The sequence below is a fragment of the Pseudomonas sp. CVAP#3 genome (assembly GCF_018986375.1).
Lineage (GTDB): Bacteria > Pseudomonadota > Gammaproteobacteria > Pseudomonadales > Pseudomonadaceae > Aquipseudomonas > Aquipseudomonas helvetica.
Map to the genome: position 1 here is coordinate 54,270 of NZ_JAHMSC010000026.1, position 15,092 is coordinate 69,361.

General features: G+C 59.9%; 9 protein-coding genes. 6 read left to right on the forward strand and 3 right to left on the reverse strand.

Annotated features, from left to right (window positions below; translation table 11 throughout):
• Positions 1–3: 3 nt before the first annotated feature.
• The 3 genes from KRR23_RS27415 to aceE all read right to left on the reverse strand — a co-directional run bounded on the left by KRR23_RS27415 (position 4) and on the right by aceE (position 6,045).
• A complete protein-coding gene (locus tag KRR23_RS27415; protein WP_216744977.1) occupies positions 4–1,398 on the reverse strand; it encodes an alkaline phosphatase D family protein in 1,395 nt (464 codons plus the stop codon).
• 334 nt (positions 1,399–1,732) lie between these two features.
• On the reverse strand, positions 1,733–3,388 hold the full coding sequence (gene aceF, locus KRR23_RS27420; protein WP_216744978.1) for a dihydrolipoyllysine-residue acetyltransferase: 1,656 nt from the start codon (positions 3,386–3,388) through the stop codon (positions 1,733–1,735).
• An 11-nt stretch (positions 3,389–3,399) separates the two neighbouring features.
• Complete coding sequence (aceE, locus tag KRR23_RS27425) at positions 3,400–6,045, reverse strand: pyruvate dehydrogenase (acetyl-transferring), homodimeric type (RefSeq protein WP_216744979.1); 2,646 nt, start codon at positions 6,043–6,045, stop codon at positions 3,400–3,402.
• Between the two features lie 382 nt (positions 6,046–6,427).
• On the opposite strand from aceE, the gene glnE reads away from it, so the two are divergent.
• The 6 genes from glnE to KRR23_RS27455 all read left to right on the forward strand — a co-directional run bounded on the left by glnE (position 6,428) and on the right by KRR23_RS27455 (position 14,979).
• A complete protein-coding gene (glnE, locus tag KRR23_RS27430) occupies positions 6,428–9,367 on the forward strand; it encodes a bifunctional [glutamate--ammonia ligase]-adenylyl-L-tyrosine phosphorylase/[glutamate--ammonia-ligase] adenylyltransferase (protein ID WP_216744980.1) in 2,940 nt (979 codons plus the stop codon).
• A 136-nt stretch (positions 9,368–9,503) separates the two neighbouring features.
• The gene (gene waaF, locus KRR23_RS27435) at positions 9,504–10,538 is read left to right on the forward strand and encodes a lipopolysaccharide heptosyltransferase II (protein ID WP_216744981.1); all 1,035 of its coding nucleotides are present in this window, start codon (positions 9,504–9,506) and stop codon (positions 10,536–10,538) included.
• A gap of 1 nt (position 10,539) precedes the next feature.
• Positions 10,540–11,613: a lipopolysaccharide heptosyltransferase I gene (gene waaC / locus KRR23_RS27440; protein WP_216744982.1), complete on the forward strand. Its 1,074-nt coding sequence runs from the start codon at positions 10,540–10,542 to the stop codon at positions 11,611–11,613.
• Positions 11,613–12,734 (forward strand): glycosyltransferase family 4 protein, encoded by a 1,122-nt coding sequence (locus KRR23_RS27445; protein ID WP_216744983.1) that lies wholly within the window; start codon positions 11,613–11,615, stop codon positions 12,732–12,734. Before waaC ends, KRR23_RS27445 begins: the two co-directional genes overlap by 1 nt.
• Positions 12,734–13,540 (forward strand): lipopolysaccharide core heptose(I) kinase RfaP, encoded by an 807-nt coding sequence (gene rfaP, locus KRR23_RS27450; RefSeq protein ID WP_103316346.1) that lies wholly within the window; start codon positions 12,734–12,736, stop codon positions 13,538–13,540. Before KRR23_RS27445 ends, rfaP begins: the two co-directional genes overlap by 1 nt.
• A complete protein-coding gene (locus KRR23_RS27455) occupies positions 13,540–14,979 on the forward strand; it encodes a lipopolysaccharide kinase InaA family protein (protein WP_216744984.1) in 1,440 nt (479 codons plus the stop codon). The genes rfaP and KRR23_RS27455 overlap by 1 nt, the downstream gene beginning before the upstream one ends.
• Positions 14,980–15,092 lie beyond the last annotated feature (113 nt).

Consider the following 15,092-nt stretch of genomic DNA (forward strand, 5'->3'; position numbering starts at 1 on the left):
GGCTTAACGCAATTTAATGTTTGTCGATTGCAGAGGGTTGCCCTCCCGGTCGTGATAACCGACGCGAATCTGCTGTGCGTCGACCACTAGATGCGCAAAGTTATCCTGGCTGACCACGTTACTGGTCAGTTGGTGGTGATAGTCGCCCGCGGCAGTCCGCACCAGTGGCTGGTCGAGTACGAAGGTCGAGGCTTTGGCGTAGGGCAGCAGTGCGCTGTTGCACAGAGGCGACGAGACGATGGTGTGAACCTCGAAGTCCGGGTCTTCGCTGTGACTCAGGCGGCTGGTGAGCGAACCATGAACATCACCGGAAACGACGATGACGTTCTTGATCTTGTGGGTCCGGATGGTTTCCAGCAGACGCAGGCGCTGCTCGGGAAAGGCTTGCCAGGCGTCGTCGCCATAGTGCTTGCGATCGGGGTAGAGCATCACGCTGGTGACCACGAATTTGACCCGTGCCGGGCTGTTGATCAGCCATTTGAACAAGGCTTGTTCCTGCTCCGCATCGAGGATACGTCGGTCATCGGCCGCGAGCGTGCGTCGGGTTCGACTGTCGGTCACGAACCATTCGATATCCCCTTCGGAAAACTGATACCAGTAATGTTTTAGTGCGCGGCTGGGTTGCCCATTGGGCAGTAACTCATGAACAGGGCTATGACTGGCCTGATATAACTCATACGCGGCCATTGCGTTGGTGTAGAGGAGTTTGTCGTCTGCGCTTTCGTTGGCGGGCCAGTTGTCTTCTATTTCGTGGTCATCGAGGATCATGTAAGTCGGAAGGGATGCCATTACCTTCTTTATATGTGGCTGGGAAAAAGCGGCTCGATACTTGCCGAGAATGTCCGTGTACTCCCGGTCGGGGGCGATTATGTTCAGGTCATCCAGATAAACCTGGTCACCCGTCATCAACAAGGCGCTGATCGGTGGCGATGCTGTTTCAGCCAGGGCGCCGATAGCGGCAAAAATCCGGTCGCCCTTGGCGGGTGCCGACGGCTCGCCCGCGGTCATGCGCAGGTAGCGGCATGAGCCAACGATATAGCCGCGTGCTGCAGTGGTTTTGCTTGAGGCGGTGCGAAAGTGGTAGATCTCTTTCGGCCATTGCAGGAGTAGCTCTTGCACCGTTTCCACGGTGTGTACCGGGCTCATGGTACTGAACCAGCCGGCCTGGTACTCATAGGCGGTATCGGCGTCGAGGTTGTTGAGCGCAATAACGTCGGACAGGTCGCGAAGTGCTGTTAACGCAACAAACTGACCGGTGGGCCAGTGAGTATCACCGGCGCGGCGATAACGTATCCCCGCAAAGGCCGGGGCATTGTTTTCTATATCGCCGCGTAAAAAAATGCGCACATGGTTAGTTGTGGTATGGCCAATAATCGGGCCGACAGTCGGTTTAAACATTTTCGAATCCGTTCGAAATGTAGCGGTGAAAGTTACAGTGTGTTGTGAAAGCAGTCAGTGTGCTTTGTTGGCACTATCCTATTGTTCGTTGGGTGATAAATATTGATAGGTAAGTGGACTTTGGCTGTGGTCTGAATAAGCCACGAAAGTAGTCTCGACTGCTATCGGCGGTAGGAATATATACAACGCTTGATCGAACGTTGACGCATGCTTAAGTGGCGGCTGTTTTCCGGGCAAAAAAAGCCCCGCCAAATTGGCGGGGTTGAGGTACGAGCGTGGCGCTCGGAAAACGTGGAGCGCGAGTGGCCCTCCGGTGAAGGAGGGCCGCTCGGTCTTACAGCAGAATGGTGCGGATGTCGCCCAGCAGGTCGCTCAGACGCTTGGTGAAGCGTGCAGCAGCAGCGCCGTTGATCACACGGTGATCGTAGGACAGCGACAGTGGCAGCATCAGTTTCGGCTGGAAGGCTTTACCGTCCCAGACTGGCTGGATGGTTGCCTTGGAAACACCGAGGATCGCCACTTCTGGCGCGTTGACGATCGGCGTGAAGCCGGTGCCGCCAATGTGCCCGAGGCTGGAAATCGTGAAGCAGGCACCTTGCATCTCGTCAGCCGAGAGCTTCTTGGTCCGGGCTTTTTCAGCCAGGGAAGCTGCCTCAGCCGCAAGCTGCAGCAGGCTCTTCTGGTCGACGTTCTTGATGACCGGTACCAGCAGGCCTTCAGGGGTGTCGACGGCGAAGCCGATGTTCACGTATTTCTTGCGGATGATCGCTTTGCCGCTTGGCGCCAGCGAGCTGTTGAAGTCCGGCAGCTCCTTGAGCAGGTGCGCGCAGGACTTGAGCAGCAGTGGCAGTACGGTCAGCTTGACGCCAGCCTTCTCGGCCACGGCTTTCTGTGCGACACGGAAAGCTTCCAGCTCAGTGATATCAGCCGAATCGAACTGGGTCACGTGAGGCACGTTCAGCCAGCTGCGGTGCAGGTTGGCGGCGCCAGCCTGCATCAGGCGGGTCATCGGCACTTCTTCGATTTCACCGAAGCGGCTGAAGTCCACGACCGGAATCGGCGGAATACCGGCACCGCCGGTTGCGCCTGCGGCTGGAGCTGGAGCTTCTTTGGCCTTCTGCATCATGGCTTTGACGTAAACCTGCACGTCTTCCTTGAGCACACGACCGTGTGGGCCACTTGGGCTCACCGCGTTCAGCTCGACGCCGAATTCACGGGCCAGTTGGCGCACCGCAGGACCTGCGTGAACCTTGGCACCGCTTGGCGCTGGAGCAGATACCGGCGCCGGAGCGGCCTCGGTTTTTGCAACAGGCGCAGCAGGTGCAGCAGCGGCAGGCGCAGCGGCTTGAGCCGGGGCAGCGGCAGCTGGTGCTGGCGCAGCAGGTGCCGCAGCGCCTGCCACTTTCAGCTTGAGGATAAAGTCGCCAGTGCCGACTTCGTCTTCGAGCTTGACCGCGATGCTTTCCACTACGCCGGCAGCCGGCGAAGGGATTTCCATGCTGGCCTTGTCAGACTCCAGGGTGATCAGCGATTGATCAGCCTCAACGGTGTCGCCAACCTTGACCAGTACTTCGATGATCTTGGCCTTGCCCGACGAGCCGATGTCCGGGACGTGAATGTCCTGAACGGTGGCAGCAGCGGGCGCAGCGGCTGGCGCTGGAGCAGCTTGCGGTGCCGGTGCAGCAGCAGGTGCTGCAGCAGGTGCTGCAGCGGCGGCAGGTGCAGGAGCAGCGGTCGCCTGAGGTGCCGCAGCGGCACCCTCGACTTCCAGTTCCATCAGCTCGTCGCCTTCTTTCAGGCGATCGCCCAGCTTCACTTTCAGGCTCTTGATGACGCCGGCCTTGGGGGCCGGAATCTCCATGCTCGCCTTGTCCGACTCAAGTGTCAGCAGGCTCTGGTCAGCTTCGATGCGATCACCGACCTTGACCAGCAATTCAATTACTTCACCTTCACCGCTGCCGATGTCAGGTACGCGAATGAGTTCGCTCACAGAGTCTCTCCTCAGCAGTCCAGTGGGTTGCGTTTTTCCGGGTTGATACCGAACTTGACGATGGCTTCAGCCACCACCTTAGGTTCGATGTCACCACGGTCAGCCAGCGCTTCAAGGGCTGCCAACACCACGAAATGACGGTCGACTTCGAAGAAATGACGCAGTTTCTTGCGGCTGTCGCTGCGGCCGAAACCGTCGGTGCCCAGCACTTTGAATTCCTTGGACGGAACCCACTGACGGATCTGCTCGGCGAACAGCTTCATGTAGTCGGTAGAGGCGATGACCGGACCTTGACGGCCGTTCAGGCACTCTTCGACGTAGCTCAGCTTAGGCTTCTGGCCAGGGTGCAGACGATTGGTGCGCTCTACGGCCAGGCCATCACGACGCAGTTCGTTGAAGCTGGTAACGCTCCACACGTCAGCGCCGACGTTGAACTCTTCACGCAGAATCTTCGCCGCTTCACGGACTTCACGCAGGATGGTGCCGGAGCCCATCAGCTGAACGTGGTGCGCCGCTTCGCGGGTATCTTCTTCGAGCAGGTACATGCCCTTGATGATGCCTTCTTCCACGCCGGCCGGCATGGCTGGCTGCTGGTAGGACTCGTTCATCACGGTGATGTAGTAGAAAACGTCCTGCTGCTCTTCGGTCATCTTCTTCATGCCGTCCTGGATGATCACCGCCAGCTCGTAGCCGTAGGTTGGATCAAAGGTGCGGCAGTTCGGGATGGTAGCGGCCAGAATGTGGCTGTGACCGTCTTCGTGTTGCAGGCCTTCGCCGTTCAGGGTAGTCCGGCCGGCGGTGCCGCCGATCAGGAAACCACGGGTACGGCTGTCGCCAGCGGCCCAGGCCAGGTCGCCGATACGCTGGAAGCCGAACATCGAGTAGAAGATGTAGAACGGCAGCATCGGCTGGTTGTGGCTGGAGTACGAAGTACCGGCGGCGATGAAGGAACTCATGGCGCCTGCTTCGTTGATGCCTTCTTCGAGGATCTGGCCCTTCTTGTCTTCCTTGTAGAACATCACCTGGTCTTTATCGACTGGCTCGTAGAGCTGGCCGACGGACGAGTAGATGCCCAACTGACGGAACATGCCTTCCATACCGAAGGTACGGGCTTCGTCCGGGATAATTGGGACGATGCGCGGGCCGATGTCCTTGTCCTTGACCAGCTGCGCGAGGATCCGCACGAAGGCCATGGTGGTGGAAATTTCACGGTCGCCCGAGCCGTCGAGGATCGCCTTGAGGGTATCGAGCGATGGCGTCGGCACGCTGAAGCTCTGCGCGCGGCGCTGTGGCACGAAACCGCCCAGTGCAGTGCGGCGCTCGCTCAGGTAGCGGGCTTCGGCGCTGTTTGGCTCCGGTTTGAAGAATGGCAGGTTTTCCAGTTCTTCGTCTTTGACCGGAATGTCGAAGCGGTCACGGAACAACTTCAGGCTGTCGACATCGACTTTCTTGGTGTTGTGCGCGGTGTTTTTCGCTTCGCCGGCACCGGTGCCATAACCTTTGATGGTCTTGGCCAGGATGACGGTCGGTTGTTCTTTGTGGTTGACCGCTTCGTGGTACGCCGCGTAGACCTTGTACGGGTCGTGGCCGCCACGGTTGAGCTTCCAGATCTCGTCGTCGGACAGATCGGCAACCATCGCCTTGAGTTCTGGCGAGTTGAAGAAGTGTTCACGCACGAATGCGCCGTCTTTGGCTTTGTAGTTCTGGTACTCGCCGTCGATGACTTCGTCCATCCGGCGTTGCAGGATACCGTCGACGTCTTTGGCCAACAGTGGGTCCCAGAAACGGCCCCAGATGACTTTGGTCACGTTCCACTGAGCACCGCGGAACACACCTTCGAGTTCCTGGATGATCTTGCCGTTGCCGCGAACCGGGCCGTCGAGGCGCTGCAAGTTGCAGTTGATGACGAAGATCAGGTTGTCGAGCTTCTCGCGGCCAGCCAGCGAGATTGCACCCAGGGATTCCGGCTCGTCGCACTCGCCGTCGCCCAGGAAGCACCAGACTTTTTGCTTGCCTTCAGGGATGAAGCCGCGGGCTTCCAGGTACTTCATGAAGCGTGCCTGGTAGATCGCCTGGATCGGGCCCAGCCCCATCGATACTGTCGGGAACTGCCAGAAATCAGGCATCAGCCAAGGGTGCGGGTAGGACGACAGACCGTTGCCATCGACTTCCTGGCGGAAGTTGTTCATCTGGTCTTCGGTGATGCGGCCTTCCATGAATGCACGGGCGTAAACGCCTGGCGAGGTGTGGCCCTGGAAGTAGATCAGGTCGCCGCCGTGTTCGTCGGTCGGGGCCTGGAAGAAATAGTTGAAGCCAATGTCGTACAGGGTTGCGCTGGAGGCGAAGCTGGAGATGTGACCGCCCAGGTCAGAATCTTTCAGGTTCGTACGCATCACCATGGCCATCGCGTTCCAGCGTACCAGCGAGCGAATGCGGCGTTCCATGAACAGGTCGCCAGGCATGCGTGCTTCGTGGGTAACGGGAATGGTGTTGCGGTATGGCGTGGTGATGGCGTAAGGCAATTGCGAACCGCTACGGGTTGCGAGTTCGCCCATACGGGTCATCAGATAGTGAGCACGGTCTTCGCCTTCTTTGTCGAGAACCGATTCCAGGGCGTCCAGCCATTCCTGGGTTTCGACGGGATCGAGGTCTTGCATGGCTTGCTCCAGGGCGGAAAGGCTTCCAGAATCGGTTGCCTGAGTTAGCGACTGGCCTTGTGGGCAGACGTTATAAATTCTTGGAATGCCGGAGGTTGATTCGGCGGCGTGTAGTTTTACTACAAATCGTCGGCCATTTCAGCCTTTCGGATGTATATACGAGTAGTAAAACTACAGAAGACGGGCGTGTGGCCTCCTGCTGCGTTGTGAGAATAATCGTTACTGTTGGTCTTTAGCTAACCGAGATAGGTGGAAGTTTGATGCTCGCTGCCAAAAAAACCGAAATTTCAGCTATTTCTAACTTTTGTTCGACAGTCCTTTGCGTAGTGTATTTCACTCATTCACTACAGACGGCCCTTTCTACGCCGATCAAGGATAGACCATGAGCCTTCCTTCGCTTGCCGAACTGCCGGCCATTCTTCTTCCGCTTGCCAGCCGCGCCGAGCAGTCGTTCCGTGCCGCTGTTGCCCTGTTTGACGATGATCATGGCCTGCCGACCTGGTCGCCAGAGCGCTGGGCAGCGTTTGCCCGAGTGACAGCGGCCAGCGATTTCGTCATTGAACAGAGCCTGCGTGACCCTTTGATGTTGCTTGAGCTTGTGCAGTCCGGCGAACTCGACCGAAGTTTCACCGCCGGTGAATTGTGCGCACAGATCGCCGCTGCTGTGCAGACGGCTACCACCGACGATGAGTTGGGCCGCGTATTGCGCCGTCAGCGCAACCGTCAGCAAGTACGAATCATCTGGCGCGACCTGACCCGCCAGGCCGATCTGATCCAGACCTGCCGTGACCTCTCGGACATGGCCGATGCGAGCATCGATCAGGCTTATCAATGGTTGTATCAGCGCCATTGCCAACAGTTCGGTACGCCCACTGGGCGGCGCAGTGGCGAGCCGCAGCAAATGGTCATTCTCGGAATGGGCAAGCTTGGCGCAGTGGAGCTCAACCTGTCGTCGGACATCGATTTGATTTTCGCCTACCCCGAAGGCGGCGAGACGGTCGGCGTAAAGCGTCCATTGGATAACCAGGAGTTTTTCATTCGTCTGGGCCAGCGGTTGATCAAGGCGCTGGACCCGATGACCGTCGACGGTTTTGTCTTCCGTGTCGATATGCGCTTGCGGCCGTACGGTTCATCCGGTGCGCTGGTGCTCAGCTTCAACGCACTGGAGCAGTACTACCAGGACCAGGGGCGTGACTGGGAGCGTTACGCAATGATCAAGGCGCGGGTGGTGGCCGGTGATCAGGCAGCGGGCGCGCAACTGCTCGACATGCTGCGGCCGTTCGTTTACCGGCGATATCTGGATTTCTCGGCCATCGAAGCGCTGCGCACCATGAAGCAGCTGATTCAGCAGGAAGTCCGGCGCAAAGGCATGGCCGACAACATCAAGCTCGGCTCCGGCGGTATCCGCGAAGTTGAATTTATCGCCCAGGCCTTCCAGCTGATTCACGGCGGTCGTGACCTGAGTTTGCAGCAGCGTCCTCTATTAAAAGTACTCAGCACGCTGGAAGGGCAAGGTTACCTGCCGCCGGCGGTGATCAGCGAGCTGCGCGAAGGTTACGAATTCCTGCGCTACACCGAGCACGCGATCCAGGCGATTGCCGACCGGCAGACGCAAATGCTCCCGCATGATGAGCGGGATCAGGCGCGCATTGCCTTTATGTTGGGTTTTGCCAACTGGACAGCGTTCCATGAACAACTGATGTACTGGCGCGGCCGGGTCGACTGGCACTTCCGTCAAGTGATCGCTGACCCGGATGAAGAGGACGGCGAGGAGAGCGAAGTGGTGGTCGGCGGTGAATGGTTGCCGCTCTGGGAGGAAGCCCAGGATGAAGAGGCCGCTTGCCGTCAGTTGGAAGAGGGTGGTTTTGTCGACGCGCCCAAAGCCCTGAAAACGCTTGCCAGCCTGCGCAGCAGTCCGCAATTGCGGGCGATGCAACGTCTGGGGCGCGAACGGCTCGATGCCTTTATTCCGCGTTTGCTGGCGCAAGCGGTGGAACACGCCAGCCCGGACCTGGTGCTGGAACGCGTGTTACCGCTGGTTGAAGCGGTCGCGCGGCGCTCGGCTTATTTGGTGTTGCTCACCGAAAATCCCGGCGCACTGCGACGCCTGTTGACCTTGTGCGCGGCCAGTCCATGGATTGCCGAGCAGATCACTCGCTTCCCGCTGCTGCTCGACGAATTGCTCAACGAAGGGCGGCTGTTCAAGCCACCGTTGGCACCGGAGCTGGCCGCCGAATTGCGCGAGCGGCTGACGCGGATTCCCGAGGATGATCTCGAACAACAGATGGAAGCCTTGCGGCACTTCAAGCTGGCGCACCGCCTGCGGGTGGCGGCCTCGGAAATCGCCGGCAGCCTGCCACTGATGAAAGTCAGCGACTACCTGACCTGGCTCGCCGAAGCCATTCTGGAGCAAGTGCTGGCCCTGGCCTGGCGTCAGACAGTCGCCAAGTACGGCTCGCCGCAGCGTTCCGACGGAACTTTGTGCGACCCGGGGTTCGTTATTGTCGGTTACGGCAAGGTCGGCGGTCTGGAGCTGGGGCACGGTTCGGACCTCGACCTGGTGTTCATCCACGATGGTGATCCGCAAGCAGAAACCGACGGTGCGAAACCGATCGACGGCGCGCAGTTCTTCACCCGGCTGGGGCAGCGGATCATCCATTTGCTGACCACCCAGACCAACTCCGGCCAGTTGTACGAAGTCGATATGCGCCTGCGCCCTTCCGGCGCGTCGGGGCTGTTGGTCAGTTCGTTGGGGGCGTTCGAGCGGTATCAGGAAAACGAAGCCTGGACCTGGGAGCATCAGGCACTGGTGCGGGCGCGGGTGCTGGTCGGCAGTCAGGATGTCGGCCAGGCCTTCGAGAAAGTCCGGGCGAAGGTTCTGGGCCGGGCACGCGACTTACCCAAGCTGCGCCAGGAAGTCAGTGAGATGCGCGCCAAGATGCGCGACAACCTGGGGAGCAAGGGCACTGCTGCCGGGACCGCGCCAAACGCCTTCGAAGCCACTGCGCCGTTCGACCTCAAGCAGGACGCCGGTGGTATCGTCGATATTGAATTTATGGTGCAATACGCCGCCTTGGCATGGTCTGACACGCACCCTTCGCTGCTCCGCTATACGGATAACATCCGCATCCTGGAAGGTCTGGAGGAGGTCGGGTTGGTGCCCGCCGAAGACGCCAGCCTGCTGCGTGAGGCCTATAAAACCTACCGCGCGGCGGCTCATCGCCAGGCCCTGCAGAATGAGGCCGGGGTGATTGCGGGGGACCAGTTTGTGGCCGAGCGTCGAGAGGTATTACGGATTTGGGCCGGGCTTGGCTTGAGCTAAAAGGACGAGATCAGGCAAGGAGCAGAAAATGCAGGATGACCGAGTGGCGTACACTGCTCACATCAAGCCTGGATAAATAAGACGGGGAGGCCGCCAGGAAGACTGGTCATGCCTCCCCGCTCGTTTGTGGATAACTATGAAAATTCTGATCGTTGGGCCCAGTTGGGTCGGTGACATGGTGATGGCGCAGACACTCTTTCAGTGTCTGAAACAGCGTCATCCTCAGTGCGAAATCGACGTGCTGGCCCCCGAGTGGAGTCGGCCGATCCTTGAGCGTATGCCCGAAGTCCGCCAGGCCTTGAGCTTTCCGCTCGGCCACGGCGTGCTGGAGCTGGCAACGCGGCGGCGGATCGGCAAGTCCCTGGCCGGCCAGTACGATCAGGCGATTCTGCTGCCCAACTCGCTGAAATCGGCACTGGTGCCGTTCTTTGCCGGCATCCCGAAACGCACCGGTTGGCGTGGCGAGTTCCGTTACGGCCTGCTCAATGACGTGCGCACCCTCGATAAAGAGCGTTACCCGCTGATGATCGAGCGCTTCATGGCGCTCGCCTATGAGCCGGGCGCCGAGTTGCCCAAGCCGTATCCGCGCCCCAGCCTGCAAATCGACCCGAGCAGCCGCGACGCTGCGCTGGCCAAGTTCGATCTGGCCCTTGATCGTCCGGTGCTGGCGCTGTGCCCGGGTGCCGAGTTCGGCGAGTCCAAGCGTTGGCCCTCCGAGCACTACGCCAAGGTCGCCGAAGCGAAAATCCGCGAGGGCTGGCAAGTCTGGCTGTTCGGTTCGAAGAACGATCACGCGGTCGGCGAAGACATTCGCTCGCGACTGATTCCGGGCCTGCGTGAAGAGTCGGTGAACCTCAGCGGCGGTACTTCGCTGGCCGAGGCCATCGACTTGCTGTCGTGCGCCGATTCAGTGGTGTCCAACGACTCTGGCCTGATGCACGTCGCGGCAGCGCTGAACCGCCCGTTGGTAGCGGTCTACGGCTCGACGTCGCCGGGCTTCACGCCGCCGCTGGCCGAGAAGGTCGAGATCGTTCGTCTGGGTATCGAATGCAGCCCGTGTTTCGATCGCACCTGCCGTTTCGGTCATTACAACTGCTTGCGTCAGCTCACGCCGCAACCGGTGAACGAAGCGTTAGAACGCCTGCAAGGCGCTCCGGTCGAGGTCCGTTAAGTTGCGGGTACTGTTGATCAAGACTTCCTCGCTGGGCGATGTGATTCATGCGTTGCCGGCGTTGACCGACGCAGCACGGGCGATCCCGGGCATCAAGTTCGACTGGGTGGTGGAAGAAGGCTTCGCCGAGATCCCGAGCTGGCACCCGGCTGTCGGCAAGGTGATTCCGGTGGCGATCCGTCGCTGGCGCAAGAACCTCTGGCAAACCATCAAAAGCGGCGAGTGGAAACGCTTCAAGCAAAGCGTTCGTGCCACCAAATACGATCTGGTGATCGATGCCCAGGGCCTGCTCAAAAGCGCCTGGCTGACCCGCTACGTCCGCGCGCCGATAGCCGGGCTGGACAAGAATTCGGCCCGTGAGCCCATCGCCGCGCGGTTTTATTCCCGACGTCTGGCGGTAGCCCGTGGGCAACACGCCGTGGAACGACTGCGTCAGTTGTTCGCGGTGGCGCTGGGTTACGACCTGCCGCAAGGGTTGGGCGACTATGGCCTGAACGTCGAGCGGTTGGTTGAGCTGCCGCGCAAGAATCCTTACGTGCTGTTTCTGCACGGCACTACGTGGGACACCAAGCACTGGCCGGAAGCTTATTGGCGTGAGTTGGCCGAACGCATGGGCCACCTCGGCATGGCGGTGAAACTCCCATGGGGCAACCCGGTCGAAAAGGCCCGGGCCGAGCGCATCGCCAAGGGGCTGCGCAATGCCGAAGTGCTGCCCAAATTGAACCTGGCCGGCGTCGCCAAAGTGCTGGCCGGTGCGCAAGCCTGCGTGGCGGTAGACACCGGTCTCGGTCATCTGGCCGCTGCGCTGGACGTGCCGACGATATCGTTGTTCGGCCCGACCAATCCGGGCCTGACCGGTGCCTATGGCAAAAGCCAGGTGCACCTGGCGAGCGACTTCCCGTGTGCGCCATGCATGCAAAAGAAATGTTCTTACCAACCGACCGCTGAAGATCAGCGTCGATTTGATCTCAAGCGCGAGTGGCCATTGTGCTTCACTCGCCTGAACCCCGAGCGTGTCGCGAGCCGTTTAAGCACGCTTTTGCAGCCGCCGCTGCTGGCTGAGGAGCTGCGCTGATGCAATTGGCTTTTGTCCTTTACAAATATTTCCCGTTTGGCGGATTGCAGCGCGATTTCATGCGCATCGCCCTGGAATGTCAGCAGCGCGGGCATCAGATCCGCGTCTACACGCTGATCTGGGAAGGCGATGTGCCGCCGGGTTTCGAAGTGCTGGTAGCGCCGGTCAAGGCGATCTTCAACCATCGCCGCAACGAAAAACTGAGTGCCTGGATGGAAGCCGATCTGGCTAAGCGTCCGGTGGACCGGCTGATCGGCTTTAACAAAATGCCGGGGCTCGACGTCTACTACGCTGCGGATGGTTGTTTCGAGGACAAGGCGCAGACCCTGCGCAATGCTCTCTACCGGCGCTGGGGTCGCTACCGGCACTTCGCCGAGTACGAGCGCGCGGTGTTCGCCAAAGATGCGAAAACTGAAGTGTTGATGATTTCCGAAGTCCAGCAGCCGCTGTTCATAAAGCATTACGACACGCCGCTTGAGCGCTTCCACCTGTTGCCACCGGGGATTGCCCTGGACCGTCGTGCGCCGGCCAATGCGGCCGAAATTCGCGCTGAGTTCCGTCGCGAATTTTCCCTGGCTGACGATGACTTGCTGCTGGTGCAGATCGGGTCCGGGTTCAAGACCAAAGGTGTCGATCGCAGCCTCAAGGCGCTGGCCGCGTTGCCAGCGGAGCTGCGTAAACGTACCCGGCTGTTTGTAATTGGCCAGGACGACCCCAAAGTATTCCAGCTACAGAGTGCCACGTTGGGGCTTGGCGATAACGTGCAGTTCCTCAAGGGCCGCAGCGATATCCCGCGTTTCCTGCTCGGTGCCGACCTGTTGATCCACCCGGCGTACAACGAAAATACCGGGACGGTACTGCTTGAAGCGCTGGTAGCGGGCTTGCCGGTGCTGGTCAGTGCGGTGTGCGGTTACGCGCACTACATCGCCGAAGCCGATAGCGGCCTGGTGCTCGACGAACCGTTCGAACAGGCGCAACTCACGCAGTACCTGACGACCATGTTGAGCGACGACGCAGCACGTGCGGCCTGGAGCCGTAATGGCCTGGCCTGCGCCGACACGGCCGATCTCTACAGCATGCCGCAGCACGCGGCGGATGTGATTCTGGCGGAGCAGCACTGATGAAGTTGATTCTTGCCGAGCCGTTCAAGAGCCTTTGGGCCGGGCGCGATGCGTTCACCGAAGTCGAAGGCCTGAAGGGCGAGGTGTACCGTGAGCTCGAAGCTCGTCGGACCCTGCGCACCGAAGTGGCCGGGAACGGCTTCTTTGTGAAAATTCACCGCGGCATTGGCTGGGGCGAGATCTGCAAGAATCTGCTCACAGCGAAACTGCCGGTACTCGGTGCTGGCCAGGAGTGGCGGGCTATCCAGCGTTTGCAGGAAGTCGGTGTGCCGACCATGACCGCCGTTGCTTACGGCGAGCGCGGCAGCAACCCGGCGGACCAGCACTCGTTTATCGTCACCGAAGAACTGGCGCCGACTGTCAGCCTGGAAGACTTCAGCATTGATTGGGTCAAGCAGCCGCCGGAGCCAAAACTCAAGCGCGCGCTGATCGCCGAAGTAGCGCGCATGACCGGCATGATGCACCGCGCCGGGGTCAACCACCGCGACTGCTACATCTGCCACTTTCTGCTGCACACCGACAAACCGGTGACGGCCGACGACTTCAAGCTTTCGGTAATCGACTTGCACCGTGCCCAGACCCGCCGGGCGATCACCCGGCGCTGGCGTAACAAGGATCTGGCGGCGTTGTATTTCTCGGCACTGGATATCGGTCTGACGCGTCGCGACAAGTTGCGTTTCCTTAAAGGTTACTTCCAGCAGCCCTTGCGCCAGATTCTGCGCGAAGAGGCATCGTTGCTGGCGTGGCTCGAGGGCAAGGCCAACAAGCTTTATGAACGCAAACAGCGCTATGGAGATGCGCTTTGATGCGTTTGTCTGAACTGAAAAACCTTGGTCGCACGCCTGGCTTGCCATTGAGCATCGAGCTGGCGGATGCCGCAGGGCCGGCCCAGTTGCAACTGCTCAGCTTGCTGCGGGTTCTGCCGGGCCAGCGTTATGTGGGCGCCGCTGTTTGGCGCGGACGTCCGGTGCTGGCCAAACTGCTGGTGGGTAGCAAGGCTGCCAGGCATTTTCAGCGTGAGCTGGACGGTGTACGCCTGCTCGCTGCTCAAGGGTTGATCACGCCGTTGTTGCTGGCCGATGGCTTGAAAGACGGCGAGGGTGGCTGGCTGCTGTTCGATTTCCTCGAAGGTGCAGAAAGTCTCGGCGACGCCTGGAAGCAGGTCGAAGCACTGCCGGCGCTGGCGGACGAGCAAACGGCAGTGTTGGCCGAGGCGCTGGCCGCCATCGGTCAATTGCACAGTAAGGGCCTGTGGCAGGAAGACCTGCACCTGGACAACCTGCTGCGCCACGACGGCCAGCTGTTCTTGATCGATGGTGCGGGTATTCGTGTCGAACAGGCTGGTCAGCCGTTGTCCCGACAGAAAGTCCTGGAAAACCTCGGGGTGTTTTTCGCCCAATTACCCAAGTCGCTTGAGCCGTCCACCGAAGAGTTGCTGGTGTATTACCTGCTGAGCAATGGCGAGCACGCGTTGCCGCTGGAGGCTTTGCAGAAACAGGTCAATAAGGTTCGCAGCTGGCGCTTGAAAGACTTTCTGATCAAGGTCGGCCGTGAATGCACGCTGTTCAGCGTGCAGCGCGGGGCGTTCGGATTGCGCGCGATTCGTCGCGAAGAAGAAGCGGCCATGCTACCGGTATTGGCGCAGGCCGACGCGTTGCTCGATCAGGGGCATCTGTACAAGACCGGTGGTGCGGCGAGTGTTGGCAAGGTCGAGGTGGCGGGGCGTACGCTGCTGGTCAAGCGCTACAACATCAAGGGCTTTGCCCATTGGCTCAAACGCTTCTGGCGCCCGAGCCGCGCCTGGCACTCATGGCGCGAGGGCAATCGTCTGGCGTTCCTGGGTATTGCCACTCCGAAACCTCTGGCGGTGTTGGAAAAGCGTTTTTTCTGGCTGCGCAGTCGGGCCTATCTGATCACCGAATACCTGTCGGGACCGGACATCATCGAACGCTTCGCGCCGTTCGTTGAGAGTGGTGATGCGCCTGAAGCTGAGTTGCTGGCGTTGGATCACTTGTTTGCCGAGCTGATTCGCGAGCGGATCAGTCATGGGGATTTCAAGGGGCATAATCTGTTTTGGGACAAGGATCGCTGGTCGTTGATCGACCTGGATTCGATGTGTCAGCACGGTTCGCTCAGCAGTTTCGCTCCGGCGTATGCGCGGGATCGGGCGCGGTTTATGCGTAACTGGCCTGAGAGCAGTGCGCTGTATCGAGTGATTGATCAGCGTTTGCCCAAGAATGTGTAGGAGCTGAGCTTGCTTGCGAAGGCGGCCTGACAGCCGGCCTATCTCTTGCAGGTGTACATATCCATTCCTGCGGTAACGGCCACTTAGGGTTTCGCCTGACGGCGACTCACTTT

Bases quoted from the DNA above. Each gene is read 5' to 3' on its own strand.
- KRR23_RS27415 (WP_216744977.1), bottom strand. From the start codon at position 1,398: ATGTTTAAACCGACTGTCGGCCCGATTATTGGCCATACCACAACTAAC.
- aceE (WP_216744979.1), bottom strand. From the start codon at position 6,045: ATGCAAGACCTCGATCCCGTCGAAACCCAGGAATGGCTGGACGCCCTG.
- glnE (WP_216744980.1), top strand. From the start codon at position 6,428: ATGAGCCTTCCTTCGCTTGCCGAACTGCCGGCCATTCTTCTTCCGCTT.
- waaF (WP_216744981.1), top strand. From the start codon at position 9,504: ATGAAAATTCTGATCGTTGGGCCCAGTTGGGTCGGTGACATGGTGATG.
- KRR23_RS27445 (WP_216744983.1), top strand. From the start codon at position 11,613: ATGCAATTGGCTTTTGTCCTTTACAAATATTTCCCGTTTGGCGGATTG.
- rfaP (WP_103316346.1), top strand. From the start codon at position 12,734: ATGAAGTTGATTCTTGCCGAGCCGTTCAAGAGCCTTTGGGCCGGGCGC.
- KRR23_RS27455 (WP_216744984.1), top strand. From the start codon at position 13,540: ATGCGTTTGTCTGAACTGAAAAACCTTGGTCGCACGCCTGGCTTGCCA.